Source organism: Pseudonocardia sp., from assembly GCF_025465255.1.
In the GTDB taxonomy this organism is placed as follows: Bacteria; Actinomycetota; Actinomycetes; order Mycobacteriales; family Pseudonocardiaceae; genus Pseudonocardia.
Map to the genome: position 1 here is coordinate 21,993 of NZ_JAODNI010000099.1, position 14,347 is coordinate 36,339.

Annotated in this window: 17 protein-coding genes and 1 pseudogene; 14 read left to right on the top strand and 4 right to left on the bottom strand. The window is 72.6% G+C overall.

Annotation, left to right across the window (positions count from 1 at the left end; all coding sequences use genetic code 11):
• The first annotated feature begins 12 nt into the window (after positions 1-12).
• The 11 genes from JWP64_RS11055 (at position 13) to JWP64_RS11105 (ending at position 7,939) form a co-directional block, all read left to right on the top strand.
• Complete coding sequence (locus tag JWP64_RS11055; protein WP_366889760.1) at positions 13-534, top strand: 4-hydroxyphenylacetate 3-hydroxylase C-terminal domain-containing protein; 522 nt, start codon at positions 13-15, stop codon at positions 532-534.
• 31 nt (positions 535-565) lie between these two features.
• A complete protein-coding gene (gene catA, locus JWP64_RS11060; protein WP_297495541.1) occupies positions 566-1,417 on the top strand; it encodes a catechol 1,2-dioxygenase in 852 nt (283 codons plus the stop codon).
• Between the two features lie 37 nt (positions 1,418-1,454).
• Positions 1,455-2,678 (top strand): cytochrome P450, encoded by a 1,224-nt coding sequence (locus JWP64_RS11065; protein ID WP_297495542.1) that lies wholly within the window; start codon positions 1,455-1,457, stop codon positions 2,676-2,678.
• A 2-nt stretch (positions 2,679-2,680) separates the two neighbouring features.
• Positions 2,681-3,730, top strand: coding sequence for a 2Fe-2S iron-sulfur cluster-binding protein (locus tag JWP64_RS11070; RefSeq protein ID WP_297495544.1), 1,050 nt, complete (start codon positions 2,681-2,683; stop codon positions 3,728-3,730).
• A complete protein-coding gene (locus JWP64_RS11075; protein ID WP_297495546.1) occupies positions 3,727-4,848 on the top strand; it encodes a muconate/chloromuconate family cycloisomerase in 1,122 nt (373 codons plus the stop codon). Before JWP64_RS11070 ends, JWP64_RS11075 begins: the two co-directional genes overlap by 4 nt.
• Before the next feature lie 3 nt (positions 4,849-4,851).
• Complete coding sequence (gene catC / locus JWP64_RS11080; RefSeq protein WP_297495548.1) at positions 4,852-5,127, top strand: muconolactone Delta-isomerase; 276 nt, start codon at positions 4,852-4,854, stop codon at positions 5,125-5,127.
• A 7-nt stretch (positions 5,128-5,134) separates the two neighbouring features.
• Positions 5,135-5,914, top strand: coding sequence for an adenylyltransferase/cytidyltransferase family protein (locus tag JWP64_RS11085; RefSeq protein WP_297495550.1), 780 nt, complete (start codon positions 5,135-5,137; stop codon positions 5,912-5,914).
• Entirely contained in the window at positions 5,911-6,363 is a 453-nt protein-coding gene (locus tag JWP64_RS11090; RefSeq protein ID WP_297495552.1) for a nuclear transport factor 2 family protein, read from the top strand. The genes JWP64_RS11085 and JWP64_RS11090 overlap by 4 nt, the downstream gene beginning before the upstream one ends.
• 73 nt (positions 6,364-6,436) lie before the next feature.
• The gene (locus JWP64_RS11095; protein WP_297495554.1) at positions 6,437-6,637 is read left to right on the top strand and encodes a hypothetical protein; all 201 of its coding nucleotides are present in this window, start codon (positions 6,437-6,439) and stop codon (positions 6,635-6,637) included.
• A gap of 17 nt (positions 6,638-6,654) precedes the next feature.
• On the top strand, positions 6,655-6,858 hold the full coding sequence (locus JWP64_RS11100) for a GNAT family N-acetyltransferase (RefSeq protein ID WP_297495570.1): 204 nt from the start codon (positions 6,655-6,657) through the stop codon (positions 6,856-6,858).
• Positions 6,859-7,081: 223 nt separating this feature from the next.
• Positions 7,082-7,939, top strand: coding sequence for a GNAT family N-acetyltransferase (locus tag JWP64_RS11105; RefSeq protein WP_297495556.1), 858 nt, complete (start codon positions 7,082-7,084; stop codon positions 7,937-7,939).
• Positions 7,940-8,227: 288 nt separating this feature from the next.
• On the opposite strand, the gene JWP64_RS11110 is transcribed toward JWP64_RS11105, so the two are convergent.
• The 3 genes from JWP64_RS11110 to JWP64_RS11120 form a co-directional block, all read right to left on the bottom strand.
• The gene (locus JWP64_RS11110; protein WP_297495557.1) at positions 8,228-9,436 is read right to left on the bottom strand and encodes a class I SAM-dependent methyltransferase; all 1,209 of its coding nucleotides are present in this window, start codon (positions 9,434-9,436) and stop codon (positions 8,228-8,230) included.
• 22 nt (positions 9,437-9,458) lie between these two features.
• Positions 9,459-10,250: a hypothetical protein gene (locus tag JWP64_RS11115; protein ID WP_297495559.1), complete on the bottom strand. Its 792-nt coding sequence runs from the start codon at positions 10,248-10,250 to the stop codon at positions 9,459-9,461.
• A gap of 111 nt (positions 10,251-10,361) precedes the next feature.
• Entirely contained in the window at positions 10,362-10,784 is a 423-nt protein-coding gene (locus JWP64_RS11120) for a VOC family protein (RefSeq protein WP_366889757.1), read from the bottom strand.
• Positions 10,785-10,928: 144 nt separating this feature from the next.
• On the opposite strand from JWP64_RS11120, the gene JWP64_RS11125 reads away from it, so the two are divergent.
• Both JWP64_RS11125 and JWP64_RS11130 read left to right on the top strand, forming a co-directional pair.
• Positions 10,929-12,158, top strand: coding sequence for a CaiB/BaiF CoA-transferase family protein (locus tag JWP64_RS11125; protein WP_297495561.1), 1,230 nt, complete (start codon positions 10,929-10,931; stop codon positions 12,156-12,158).
• Positions 12,155-13,069, top strand: coding sequence for a hydroxymethylglutaryl-CoA lyase (locus JWP64_RS11130; RefSeq protein WP_297495563.1), 915 nt, complete (start codon positions 12,155-12,157; stop codon positions 13,067-13,069). Before JWP64_RS11125 ends, JWP64_RS11130 begins: the two co-directional genes overlap by 4 nt.
• Before the next feature lies 1 nt (position 13,070).
• Here JWP64_RS11130 and JWP64_RS11135 read toward each other — a convergent pair whose 3' ends face one another.
• A complete protein-coding gene (locus tag JWP64_RS11135) occupies positions 13,071-13,868 on the bottom strand; it encodes an IclR family transcriptional regulator (RefSeq protein WP_297495565.1) in 798 nt (265 codons plus the stop codon).
• A 126-nt stretch (positions 13,869-13,994) separates the two neighbouring features.
• On the opposite strand from JWP64_RS11135, the pseudogene JWP64_RS11140 reads away from it, so the two are divergent.
• Positions 13,995-14,347, top strand: a pseudogene (locus JWP64_RS11140) (hypothetical protein); the annotation flags it as partial.

Here is a 14,347-nt window from a genome sequence, read left to right on the forward strand (position 1 = left end):
GACGTCGAGAAGATCAACGGCTTCTTCCCGGTCTCCGGCTTCATCCCGCGCTTCACCTTCCACGGCTGCATCCGGCTCGCGACGAAGATCGATTTCATCGCCGGGCTGCTGCTCAAGGCCCTGGAGATCACCGGCAGCAAGGACTTCCGGGGCGTGCAGACCCGCGTCGGCGAGGTCGTCGGCTGGCGCAACACGTTCTACGCGCTGGCCGACGCGATGGCCCGCAACCCCGACGAGTGGACGAACGGGGCGCTGCTGCCGAAGCTGGACTACGGCCTCACCTACCGGATGCTGATGATCCAGGCCTACCCGCGGATCACGTTCGGCGGCCGGCACGAGCTCTACGAGCGCAACTACTCCGGCAACCACGAGAACGTGAAGGCCGAGCTGCTCTTCGCCGCCGAGGCGCAGGGCACCACCGACGCGATGAAGGGCCTCGCCGAGGCCTGCCTGAACGAGTACGACCTGGACGGCTGGACCGTCCCGGACCTCATCGGGAACGACGACGTGTCGTTCCTCAAGAACCGCCGCTGACGCACTTCTCTCGACGACGAGGAGAACCACCATGACCACCGCAGAGGTGTCACCCACCGCCGCCGGCTCGGGCGCCAACGCCACCGAGGCCTTCCGCGCGAGCACCGCCCGGCACGGATCGGCCGAGGCCAGCCAGGAGCGGGTCAGCACCGTGGTCGGTGCCCTGCTCGAGGCCGTCCACGGCGTCATCCGCGAGCACGACGTCACCTACCCGGAGTTCCAGGCCGCCAAGGCCTGGCTGATGGCGCTCGGCGAGGGCGGTGAGTGGCCGCTGTTCCTCGACGTCTTCGTCGAGCACGAGGTCGAGGCCGTCGTGGCGAAGGCCCAGCAGGGCACCAAGGGCAGCATCGAGGGCCCGTACTACCTGCCGGACCAGGTCCGGCTGCCGTCGGTCGCCGGCCTTCCGGCGCGCCCGGACGAGAAGGGCGACCGGCTCGTCCTCGCCGGTCAGGTCCGGGACCTCGACGGCGCGCCGCTCGCCGGCGCCGAGGTCGACATCTGGCACGCGGACGCCGACGGCTACTGCTCCGGCTTCGCGCCGCACATCCCGGACGGCAACCTGCGCGGCGTCGTGATCGCGGACGACGAGGGCCGGTTCGAGATCTCGACCGTGCTGCCCGCGCCGTACCAGATCCCGACCGACGGCCCGACCGGGAAGCTGATCACCGCGGCCGGCTGGCACCCGTGGCGGCCCGCGCACCTGCACCTCATGGTCCGTGCGCCGGGCCACCGCCAGGTGACCACCCAGCTCTACTTCACCGGCGGCGAGTGGGTCGACGACGACGTCGCGCAGGCGACGAAGGACGAACTGATCCTCAGCCCGGAGAAGCAGGCCGACGGCAGCCTCCGCTCGGACTACGACTTCGTGCTCGAGCGCGACTGACCTCGCCCCACCCCGCCGACTCATCGAGGAGCCCGCTGTGACCGCTGTGCACGAGACGCCCGCCTGGATCGCCGAGATCACCATGGCCGAGCTCGAGCGCAACCCCTACCCGTTCTACGAGCGCCTGCGGAAGGAGTGCCCTGTCGCGTTCATCCCCGCACTGGGCTTCCACGTGGCCACGACCAAGGAGGCCTGCCAGGAGGTCGGCGGGAACAGCGACATCTGGGACGGCCTGATCAGCCCCGCGGGCGGGCGCACGTTCGGCCACCCGAACGTCCTCAACGCCAACGGCCCGGAGCACGACGAGCTGCGCGGCATGGTCGAGCCGTCGTTGCAGCCCGCCGAGGTGAACCGGTACGTCGAGGACCTGGTCCGCCCGATCGCGCGGCGCTACGTCGAGGCCATCGAGGACGCCGGGCGCGCCGACCTCGTCGCCGAGTTCTGCGAGCCGGTCAGCGTCCGCTCGCTGGGCGACCTGATGGGCCTGCAGTCGGTGGGCTCGGACAAGCTCCGGGAGTGGTTCCACAAGCTCAGCGTGTCGTTCACCAACGCCGGGGTCCTGGAGAACGGCGACTGGGCCAACCCCGAGGGCTTCAGGCCCGGCGACGAGGCCCGCGCGGAGATCCGCGCGGTCCTCGACCCGCTGATCGACAAGTGGATCGTCGAGCCGGACGACAGCGCGCTGTCGCACTGGCTGCACGACGGGATGCCCGAGGGCCAGGTCCGGGACCGTGAGCAGCTCTACCCCACGGTCTTCGTGTTCCTGCTCGGGGCGATGCAGGAGCCCGGCCACGCCATGGCGTCGACCATCGCGGGGCTCTGGACGAAGCCCGAGCAGTTCGAGCGCGTCGTCGACGACCCGAAGCAGATCCGGCGGGCGATCACCGAGAGCATGCGCTGGACCTCGCCGATCTGGTCCGCGGTCGCCCGGACGAACAAGGTCGACACCACCGTCGCCGGGACGTTCCTGCCGGCCGGCTCGCTCGTGATGCTGTCCTACGGTTCGGCGAACCACGACGAGAACGACTACGACGCGCCGTCGGAGTACGACCTCGACCGCGCGCCGGTGCCGCACCTGGCCTTCGGTGCGGGCAAGCACGCGTGCGCCGGGTCCTACTTCGCCAGCGAGGTCTGCCGAATCGGTCTCGAGGAGCTGTTCGAGGCGATCCCGAACCTCGAGCGCGACGAGAACAAGGAGATCGACTTCTGGGGCTGGGGCTTCCGGGGACCGGTCGAGCTGCACGCGCACTGGGAGGTCTGAGCGTGGCCGCTCACTCCGTCCGTCTCAAGACCCTCGGGGCCGAGACGCTCTGCGGCGCCGACCAGCCGGTCCTCGACGCCTTCCTCCGCGAGAACGTGTGGCTCCCGCACGGCTGCGCCCAGGGCACCTGCGGCAGCTGCAAGCTGCGGGTCATCGAGGGCGAGGTCGACCACGGGGCGGCTCCCGAGTTCACCCTGACCACCGACGAGCGTGCGGAGGGGCTCGCGCTCGCGTGCCAGGCCCGGCCGCGCAGCGACCTTCTCGTCGAGCCGCTGGCGGACATCGCCGACGACGGGGTCGTGCGGCATCCACTGCGCGACGTCGTCGGCACGGTCGCCGAGCTGACCGACATCGCCCGCGGGACGCGGCGGCTGGTGATCGACCTCGACGAGCCGATCCCGTTCACGGCGGGGCAGTACGTCGAGCTCACGGTCCCCGGCACCGAGCTCCGCCGGCAGTACTCGATGGCGAACCCGCCGTCGGAGACGTCGCGCCTGGAGCTGCACGTCCGGCACACCCCGGGTGGCGCCGCGACCGACGGCTGGATCTTCGCCGGGATGGCGGTCGGGGACAGGGTCGACGTCCGGGGGCCCCTCGGGGTCTTCGGCGTCGGCCGGCCGCAGGACGAGCCGGCGATCCTGATCGCCGGCGGGACCGGGCTGGCGCCGATGAAGTCGATCGTGCTGGCCGCGCTGGCCGAGGGCCTCGTCCCGGAGATCTGGCTCTACCACGGTGGCCGCACCGAGGCCGACCTCTACGACGGGGACGTCTTCCGGGAGCTCGAGGGACGCCACCCCGACTTCCACTACCGGCCGTGTCTGTCGGAGCAGGAGTGGGACGGCGCGTCCGGGCTCGTCACCGACGTCGTGCTGGCGGACTTCACGAGCTGCAAGGGGATGTCGGCCTACCTGTGCGGCCCGCCCGCCATGGTCGAGGCCGGTGCGAAGGTGTTGAAGCGCCGCCGGATGGCCCCTCGGCTGATCTTCAAGGAGGAGTTCACCGACACCTCCGACCTGCTGTCCCCGTCGACCGCCGAGGAGGAACGCACGTGAGCGACCTGCGGATCGACCGCGTCGAGACCGTGCTGCTCGACATCCCGCTGCGCCGCCCGCACCGCTTCGCGCGGGTCGGCATGGAGGCCCAGCCGGTGCTCTACGTGTTCGTCCGCACCGCCGGCGGCGTCACCGGGGTCGGCGAGGGCGTCGTGCCCGGCGGCCCCTGGTGGGGCGGCGAGTCCGTGGAGACGATGCAGCTGATCGTCGAGCGGTACGTGGCGCCGGTGCTCGTCGGGCGCCGGGTGGACGACATCCACGCGCTGCTGCGGGACGTCACGGACGTCGTCGGGGCGAACCTGTTCGCGAAGGCCGCGGTCGAGGTCGCGCTGCACGACGCCTGGGCCCGCTGCCTGGACGTCCCGGTGCACACGCTGCTCGGCGGGCTCGCCCGGACGTCGATCCCGGTGACCTGGGCGCTCGGCACCGAGTCCGCGCCCGTCGTCATCGAGGAGGCGCTCGGCAAGCTCGACGCCGGGCTGCACCACTCGTTCAAGCTGAAGATGGGGGCGCAGGAACCGGCCGCCGACGTCGCCCGGATCTGCGCGGTCGCGGAGAAGCTGAGCGGGGTCGCGGGCGTCCGCGTGGACATCAACGCCCGCTGGGACCGGCTGACCTCGCTGACGCACCTGCCGACGCTGGCCGAGGCCGGCGTCGAGATGATCGAGCAGCCGGTGCCCGGCACGGAGATCGAGACCCTCGCCGAGATCAACGCCGCACTGCCCATCCCGGTGATGGCGGACGAGACCCTCCGCACGCCGTCGGACGCCCTGCGGATCGCACGGCTGCGGGCCGCGGACGTCTTCGCCGTCAAGACCACCAAGTGCGGAGGCCTGCGGGCCAGCATGGAGATCGCCGCGATCGGGGCGGCGGCGGGGATCCCCACGCACGGCGCGACGTCGATCGAGTCGCCCGTCGGCACGGCTGCGTCGCTGCACTTCGCCTGTGCCGCGCCGGGGGTGACCTGGGGGAGCGAGCTGTTCGGACCGCTGCTGATGGCCGAGGAGATGCTCGTCGAGCCCCTGCACTACGCAGATGGTGAACTGCACCTGCCCGACGGTCCCGGCCTCGGGATCGAGCTCGACCCGGACAAGATCCGGGCCTTCCGGAGGGACTGAACCATGCTCTTCCACGTGAAGATGGACGTCGCGATCCCGCTCGACCTGGACCCGGACCTCCGGGCAGAGACCCTCGCGCGGGAGAAGGCCTACTCACAGGACCTGCAGCGACAGGGCAAGTGGCCGCACATCTGGCGGGTCGTCGGGCAGTACTCGAACATCAGTGTCTTCGACGTCGAGTCCACCGACGAGCTCCACGAGCTCCTCTGGAACCTCCCGCTCTTCCCGTACATGACCATCGAGGTCACCCCGCTATGCCCCCATCCGTCCGCCGTGTGAGTGGCTCGTGACCACCACCCTGCGGGAACCCGCCACGCACTGGGCCGGGCTCGGCGACGTCCCGTGGAGCTGGGGCCGTTCGATCGTCACGCTCGGGGTCTTCGACGGGATGCACCGCGGGCACCGGCGGCTCCTCGACCGCGCCGTCGAGCTGGGGGAGCGGCGCGGCCTGCCGGTCGTGCTCGTGACCTTCGACCCCCATCCCGCGACGGTCGCCGGCCCGGCGCGGGACACCTCCGCCCTCGCGACCGTCGAGCGCCGGGCCGAGCTGGCGCGCGAGCACGGGGCGGACGCGGTGCTCGTCCTCCCGTTCGACGACGTGCCGGCCCGCACGTCGGCCGTCGAGTTCGCCCTCGACGTCCTGGTCCGGGCCCTGCGCGCCACGGACGTCGTGGTGGGCGAGGACTTCCGCTTCGGCCACCGCGGGGCCGGCGACGTGACGCTGCTGCGCCGGCTCGGCGCCCGGCACGGCTTCACCGCCCACGGCGTCGAGCTGCTGGCGGGGTGCTCGTCCACGCAGGTCCGCGCTCTCCTGTCCGCCGGGGACGTCGCGGGTGCGGCGCGCGTCCTGGGCCGTTTCCACAGGTCGACCGGGGTTGTGCGGGTGGAACCTCGTTCTGGCGAGGTTTCCCGCGCACAGGGGGCCGTCCCCGGCGAGGGGCACTACCGGGTCCTGCTGGACGGCGTCCGGGACGGCGTCGCCCGGGTCGACGCGGCCGGGCGGTTGTTCGTGGAGCCGGGTCCGGCGTCAGGAACCGTCACCGTCGATTACGTGGAGCGCATGTGAACACACTGGAAGATCGTCTGCGTCGGCTCGAGGACCTGGAGGCCATCCGCGCCCTCGACGCCCGCTACACCCGGGTCCTGGACGCGAACGACTGGGACGGCCTGATGGACTGCTTCACCCCGGACGGGGAGTTCCACGGGTTGGACCACGCCAAGGGCCACGACGAGCTGCGGCCCTTCTTCGCCGGGCTCGCCGCGGGCGGCCTCACCGAGTTCTGGCACCACGTCTCGAACCTGGAGATCGACCTCGACGGGGACATCGCGCGGTCGAGCTCGCTGTTGTGGCAGCCGTGCGTGCAGAACGGCGAACCGTACGTCGCGGCGGGCCGGTACACGGACGTGGTGGTCCGGGACGGCGGGCGGTGGCGCTACCGCTCCCGCACGATCGACTTCTCCTACTTCGTCCCGCTCACCCAGGGCTGGACGCCCGGCGCGGCGACCCGCCCGTAGGCGACCTGCGCGGCCGGACCTTCCCCCGTCGAATCCGGTCGCGCCGCGCACGGACGATCCGCACACTGCGCGGGTGGCCATCACGCTGCGCGAACTCGACGAGACCACGCTGCCGCTGCTCCTCCGCGCGGCGGTCGACGGCGCCGAGCCGGACGACGTCATGCCCCCGCTCGACGGGCCGTCCGGCTGGACGGAGCCGCGACGCGAGGCGTTCCGCGCGTTCCACCGGGCCCGCTCGATCGCCACGCCGGCGCCGTCGAGCGCACCTGGGTGATCCTGTGCGACAGCGAGGTGGTCGGCGCCGGGCGGCTGGAACCGGTCCCCGACGGGGTCGAGATCGGGATCTGGCTGGGCCGGCGGGCCCGCGGCCGCGGCGTCGGGCGCGCTGCCGTCGATCTGCTGGTCGAGCAGGCCCGCACCGGCGGCTCGTCGCCTCGACGACCGCGGCCAACGGCGCCGCGGTCCGACTTTTGGACGCCCTGGGAGCCTCGCTGACCACGCAGGACGACGCAGGACGACGGTCTGTTGCCCCTCTGACGGCGGACCCGTGGACCGAGCCGCCATCGGTCCGGCGAAGCCGGTCTCACCCGCTGCGGGTGATGCAGGTGGACGGGGATCCGGTGTACCGCTGACCGCGAACGGGTCACCCGGGCCGGGGGTGGACAGCGGTCACAACCCGGCTGACTCCCCGGTTGTTCGCCGCGAGAAGGAGGCCGTCATGGATGTGAGGCTGCGACCCGGCACACCCGACGACGCAGAGACATGCGGGCAGATCTGTTGCGACGCCTTCACCTCCCTGGCCGAGCGGCACGGCTTCCCCTCGGACTTCCCTAGCCCTGAGGTGGCGGCCGGGGCGCTGTCGATGTTGTTCGGTCACCCGGGCTTCTATTCGGTCGTGGCCGAATCCGACGGCCGCGTCGTGGGCAGCAACTTCCTGGACGAACGCTCGCCTGTCGTGGGTGTCGGCCCGATCACCGTGGACCCGGCCGCCCAGGACAGCACGGTGGGCCGGGCCCTCATGCGCGACGTGATGCGGCGGGCCTCGGAGAAGGGCGCCCCGGGGATCCGGCTTCTTCAGGCCGCCTACCACAACCGTTCGCTCTCCCTGTACGCGAAGCTGGGTTTCCAGGTTCGTGACCTGGTCGCCTGCATGCAGGGACCTCCTCCGAAGGGGGAGATCGCCGGTCACGAGCCGCGACGCGCCGCGCCCGCCGACGTCGAGGCGTGCAACGCCGTCTGCCTCGACGTGCACGGGCACGACCGTGCCGGCGAGGTCGCCGACAGCATGGCGCAGGGCACGGCACTCGTGGTCGAGCACGATGGCCGGGTCAGCGGCTATGCCACCGACCTGGGGTTCTTCGCCCATGCCGTCGGTGAGAGCAACGAGGACCTCAAGGCCCTGATCATGGCCGCCGAGGCGTTCTCCGGCCCCGGGGTCCTGGTCCCCACCACGAACGCCGACCTGTTCCGCTGGTGTCTGGACCAGGGCCTACGGGTCAACTATCTGATGAGCCTGATGACGATCGGTCTCTACGCCGAGCCCCGCGGGGCCTATCTCCCGAGCGTCCTCTACTGAACGCGGGGTGCGTGGCCGCGTTGATGCGGTTGACGCGCCGGATCAGCGCCTCCAGCTCGTCGAGCACCTCGTCCGCCTCGGCGAGCAACGCGGCCGCGTCCTCCGCGGGCTCGGCCCTCCTGGTAGCGCGCGTTCCCGGTGATCCGCTCGCGCTGCTGCTCCAGCCGTCGCCGGGAGTCCGCGCGCAGCGCGAGCGCCTCCGCCAGCTTCATCCCGGTCACCCCCTTCAAGATCCTCGGTATGCCCAGCATGAGGGAGGGGCGGCGGAGCCGCGAGGCATTTCCCCCGTCAGGGATCGACGCAGACGAGACCCCACGGGACGTCGTCGACCCGGGTCATGACGAGCGTCGCGCGCCGCGAGCCGGAGAGCTTCAGCTTGCGGTGCACCGCGTCCACGTCCCCGGCGAGGCCCCGGCGCCGGATGTCGACGGAGCCGACGTCCAGGTCCCGCAACAGCGCCGGCAGCCTCTTCTGGTTCCACGGGCGCGTGTCGATCACCCGCAGGGTCCGGGCGAAGGGCGTCTCGACGAGCCGGTCCGTGCTCAGGAACGCGATCCGGTCGTCGATCTTCCAGGCGCCGATCCGGCGGGCGAGCTCCTCCACCGCGCCCGCCCGGGTGACGGCGGGGGAGGGGTCGAGCAGGTACTCGCCCGGTTCCCGCACGTCGACGGCCTCCCCGTCCAGCGCGACGAGGGTGTGGCCGCCGGGCAGCAGCGTGGCTCGCCTACCGGCCGTCGCCAGGGCGGGGGACCAGGCCACCGCCTCCTTCAGGTCACGGTCGACGGCCACGAACTCCAGCTCCCAGCCCGCCGGCACCGCATCGTGGGGTAGGCCCGGGGCCGCCTTGATCCCGATGCGCTCGACGGGCAATGCCGTGCACCAGTCGAGCGGGGGCTCGCTCTCCCCGGTCCGGAGCCGGCCGCGTCCGGTGCGCCGGGCCGGGTCCACGAAGACTGCGTCGGCGTCGGAGAGGGGGGCGTCCCGGACATCGGACAACAGCGTCGTCACGTTCGCGCCGACCCCGTAGACCTCCGCGTTCCGCCGGGCCATCCACAGGTGCACGGGATCGAGGTCCACGGCCAGGACCGGCCGGTCCGCGGCGAGGGCGACGAGGTCCCCGCCGATCCCGCAGCACAGCTCCACCAGGTTCGAGGCCCCGGCGAAGCGCGGAGCCCGATGCCGGGCGACGACCTCCGCGGACGCCTGCTCCCAGCCCGCCCGGGTGAGGAACATGTCCGCGGCCCGGTCGAACTTCGCGGCGGCCCGGTACCGGAGCTCCTGCTGCCCCAGCGCGTCGACGACGAGCTGCGCGGGGTACCGCGTGCGGAGCTCGGTCCCGAGGCGCAGGGCCTCGGCCCCGGAGACGTCCCGCCCGCGCAGCTCGCGCAGGAGCGCCTGCCCCTCGGGGGTGAGCAGGGCGTCGTAGCGGTCGAGCTCGGTCATGGCGCCCGCCATCATGCCGGGCGCGGCCCGGCGCGCCTCGACCGGCTGCGTCACCGCAGTCAGGAGGGGCGCAGCGCTACTCGGCCGGCGCCCGGTGCAGGGCCAGTAGCCCGTCCGCGGCGCCGGTCCGTTCCCACGTCCCGGAGTCGGCCGTCCAGGTCCGCCCGTCGAAGCCGACCCGGTCCAGGCCGAGCCGGCCGGAGTGCGCGACCAGCCAGCTCGCGATCGCCCAGCCCCGGCCCGCGGGCTGCGGACCGCTGAGTTTCGCGGAACCGAGCTCGTGGGCGGCGAGCGAGGCGACGTCCTGACCGGGCACGGCGAGCGTGATGTCCTGGCAGCGCAGCGCCGCCTGCTGCTCGCCGGTCAGGGCGGAGGCGGCGGCGCGGGCCTGGATCTCCCACTGCGCGTAGGCGGCGGGCGCCGCGGAGCGCTGGACGAGCTGCGCCGCCTCGGTGACGCTGACGTCCTGCCAGTTCGGCAGGGTGTGCAGCCTGGAGTAGAACGCCTGCGCGGCGTAGACGGGGTCGGTGACCTGCGCATAGGTTCCCCAGCCCTGGCTCGGGCGCTGCTGGAACAGGCCCGCGGAGTCCCGGTCCCCGCCGGGCAGGTTCTGCAGCCGGGACTCCTGCATCGCGGTCGCGATCGCCACGGTGACGGCGTGGTTCGGCATCCCCTCGGCGATCCCGACCGCCGCGATCGTCGCGGCGTTGTCCGTCTGCTCGAGGGTGAACGTGAGCTGCCGGCCCGTTCCCGCCTCGGTCACCACGCAGCCGGGGCTCGGTCTGCTGTTCGTCCACCACAGCACCCCGCCGACGACGAGCGCGACGGCCGCCGCGAACGCCAGCACGCACCCCGCCGCCCGACCCACGGGTCCATCGTGCCCGACCGCCCCGAGCAGCTCGCCGGACGCCCGCCCGCGCACAGGTTCACGGGTCGGCGCACACGTTCCTACCTCTGCGTGAGCACGTGAACCTGCGCGTCAGCGGGGGAGGTACTCGCTGAGCTCGATCAGGTTCCGGTCCGGGTCCCGGACGTAGACGCTGCGAATCGGTCCGGTCGCCCCCGTCCGCTCGACCGGACCCTCCTCGACCGGGACGCCGGCGTCGATGAGCTCGGACACGACGTCGTCGAGCGGGCCTTCGACGATCAGGCACAGGTCGGCCGAGCCGGGCAGGGGCGCCGCCGCGTGGGGGCGGGGCGACCTGCCGAGCTCGTGCAGGTTGATCTTGCTGGTCCCGAAGCGGAGAGCTCGCCGTCCGTCGCCGAACGTCTGCGCCTCCATGCCGAGGACGTCCCGGTAGAACGCGATGGTCGCGTCGAGGTCCGCGACGGTGAGGACGAGGTGGTCGAGCCGGTCGATCCGCATGCCGTGAGTCTCCCAGGCGCCACCATCGTTGCTCATATCGTGAGTCTCTGCCCATAATGTGAGCCACGCGGGCCCGCTCGCGTGATGGCACCGGGGCCTGAAGGGGCAGACCACCCGTGGCACCGTGAAGGCCGCGATCCTGCCGCTCTCGCTGGTCGTCTGATGCACGAAGGAGACTCCATGGCCACCGACCTCCCGCTGGACGGGGTGCGCGTCCTCGAGCTCGGGAACTACATCGCCGCACCGACGGCCGGCCGGCTCCTCGCGGACTTCGGCGCCGAGGTGATCAAGATCGAGCGGCCGCGCACCGGGGACGAGTTGCGGAACTGGCGCCTCTACGCCGGGGACACGTCGATGCTCTACCGCACGATCAACCGGAACAAGAAGTCCGTCGTGCTGGACATGCGCACGCCCGAGGGACGCGACGCCGTGCTGGCGCTGGTGGCGCGGTCCGACGTCGTCCTGGAGAACTTCCGGCCCGGCACGCTCGAGAAGTGGGGCCTCGGCCCCGAGGAGATGAACGCCGCCAACCCCGACCTGGTCCTCACCCGGATCTCGGCGTTCGGGCAGACCGGCCCGCTGTCCGAGCGGCCCGGGTTCGCCGCGGTCGCCGAGGCGATGGGCGGTCTCCGTGAGCTGGTCGGCGAGCCGGACCGGCAGCCCGTCCGGGTCGGCGTCTCGATCGGGGACTCGATCGCGGGGCTCTACGCGGCGTTCGGCGCGATGATGGCGCTGTTCCGCCGGGAGTCCCGGCGGGGCGAGCCGCGGCCGCCGCTCGCCTCGCGCACGATCGATGTCGCGCTCAACGAGGCGGTCCTGTCCATGATGGAGTCCCTCATCCCGGACCATCTCGCCTACGGGGTCAACCGGCAGCGGGTCGGCGGGCGGATGGAGGGCATCGCGCCCTCGAACGCCTACCCGTGCGGGGACGGCAGCAGCGTCGTCATCGCCGGCAACGGCGACGGCATCTACCTGCGGCTGATGGAGCTCATCGGCCGCCCGGACCTCGCGAAGGACGAGTCGTTGCTGGCGAACGCGGGGCGCTGGCTGCGCCGCGACGAGTTGGACGAGGCGATCGGAGCCTGGACGTCGTCGCTCCCGCGCGCGGAGGTGCTCGTCGCGCTGGAGGCCGCGAGCGTCCCCGCCGGACCGATCTACACCGCCGCCGACATCGTCGCGGACGAGCAGTACAAGGCACGCAACATGATCCAGTACTTCGACGTCGACACCGGCGGCGCGGAGCCCGCGTCCGTCGGCTTCCCGGGGATCGTCCCGGTGGTCGGCGGGACCTCGCTCCCGGTCCGGACGCTCGGCCCGGACCTGGGGGAGCACAGCGCGGAGGTCCTCGGCGGACTGCTGGGCCTCACCGACGAGCAGGTGGCCGCGGCCACCGGAACGGACGAGTCATGACGGCGATCCTGCGCGACGTAACCCTGCGGGACGGCCTGCAGCTCACCGGGAAGACGCTGGACACCGACCGTAAGGTCGAGGTCGTCCGGACGTTGCTGCGGCTCGGCGTGCCGAGCCTGGAGATCGGCTCGCTCGCCCGGCCGGACCTCGTGCCGCCGCTCGCGAACACCCTCGACGTCGTCGCACGGCTCACGCCCGAGGAGCTCGAGAGCTGCTGGCTGTGGGTCGCCACGCCCCGGCACGTCGAGCGGGCGATGGCGGCGGGCGCGCGCAACGTCCAGTACTGCTTCTCGGTGTCCGACGCGCACAACAAGGCCAACATCGGCCGGGACACCGAGGCGAGCCTCGCCGCGATGCCGGCCGCCGTCGAGCACGCCCTGAACGCGGGCGGGCGGATCGAGCTGTGCCTCGCCACGTCGTTCACCTGCCCGTTCGACGGGCCGGTGGACCCGCAGCGGGTCGTCGACATCGCGAACGACCCCCGCACCGAGGGGGCCACGGACGTCGTCGTCTGCGACACGCTGGGCCAGGCTGCGCCGTCGGAGGTCACGAGCCTGATCACCCGCGTGCGGCAGGAGACGCCGGAGCGACGGATCGTGTTCCACGGCCACGACACGTGGGGACAGGGCGTCGCGAACACCCTGGCGGCGATCGAGGCGGGCGCGGACATGGTCGACGGCGCGCTCGGGGGCCTGGGTGGCTGCCCGTTCGCGCCCGGGGCCAGCGGCAACACCGCGAGCGAGGACCTGCTGTTCGCGATGCGCCCGGAGTGGCTGACGCCGTCCGTGCTGGGCGAGCTGGTCACGCTGACCGAGGGGCTGCTGGACGAGCTGGGCGAGCCCAACCGGTCCCGCGCGGCCCAGGGGGTGCGCTCGCGGGCCACGGCCTTCCCGTGGACGGTGCCGGCCTGAGTCAGGAGGGGTGGCGGCCACCGAGGGTGCGGGTCAGCTGCTCCGCGTGGGCCACGAGCAGGTCGACGAGCTCCTTGCAGCGCGGCCGCGGCATCCGGATGGTCGGGCCGCTGATCGCCAGTGCTCCCACCAGGTCCGACGCCGAGTCGAACACCGGTGCCGCGAGGCCGGACGCGCCGTCGTCCCGCTCGGCGGTGGTGATCGCGAAGCCGTCCCGGCGGGTCTGCGCGACGAGCTCTCTGAGGACGTCCGGGCTGGTCACCGTGGCGTCGGTGAAGGGCTCCAGGGGGCCGGAGAGCACGGCGTCGGCGAGCGGCGGGTTCCAGGCGAGCAGGACCCGGCCCGCCGATCCGGCGTGCAACGGCATGATCTTCCCGACGAACATCTCCCGGCGCAGCGCGTGCCTCGTCTCGGCGACCGCGACGCAGACCCGGTAACCCTGCTCCTCGCGGAACAGACAGGCCGTCTCGCCCGTCGCGTCGCGGATCTCGCGGAGGATCGGGTTGACCAGCGTCAGCACGTCGACGCCCTTGGCCGCGGCGGCCGCCCAGTACGCCATCCGCACACCCACCCGGACCCGCTCGCCGGAACGGTCCAACATGCCCTCGGCGACCATGTTGGACACCAGCCGCTGCACGGTGGACGTCGGGATCCCGGTGGCCTGCTGGATCTCCCCGAGCGTGAGCTCGGGCCGGGTCAGCGAGAACGCGTCGAGGATCTCGGTGATCTTGCCCAGCACCAGGAGCGGACGGTGCCTCGACGTGGGGGCGTCGTCCTCCGCGGTGGTGCGGGAAGTCATGCCCCGAGCGTATCCGCGCCTTCGCCGGCCGTGCGCGCTCCGCCGGACGTCACAGCCGGGCCGCTCCGCCCTGGACTTCTCCGAGGAGCAGGATGGACGTAGGGATCGACGGAAGGCGTGGTCGGCGTGTCGCATCGGGTCGGGGTCGTCATCGCGGTACTCGCGATGCTGGGACTCGCAGTGCTCGTGCTCTGGATGCTGCTCACCCTGGCCGAGCCACGCCCGAGCCCCCGCTTCGGCGCCGTCGCCTCCACGCTGACGGCCGTCGTCGGGGTGGGTGCGCTGATCGCGGTCTGGGCGGCCACGGGGGCTCCCGCCCCGGCCTCGAACGCTCTGGCCGTGGCGCCACCGACGCGATCCGGGACGCCCTCGGCGGGGCCGCCCGCCGCGGTGCCCCCGGCCGGGACGTCGGTTCCGCCTCCGAACGCCTCGTCGACGGGGTCGGCCGCCGCGGCGCGGACCGCGGGCCCGGCGCGTCG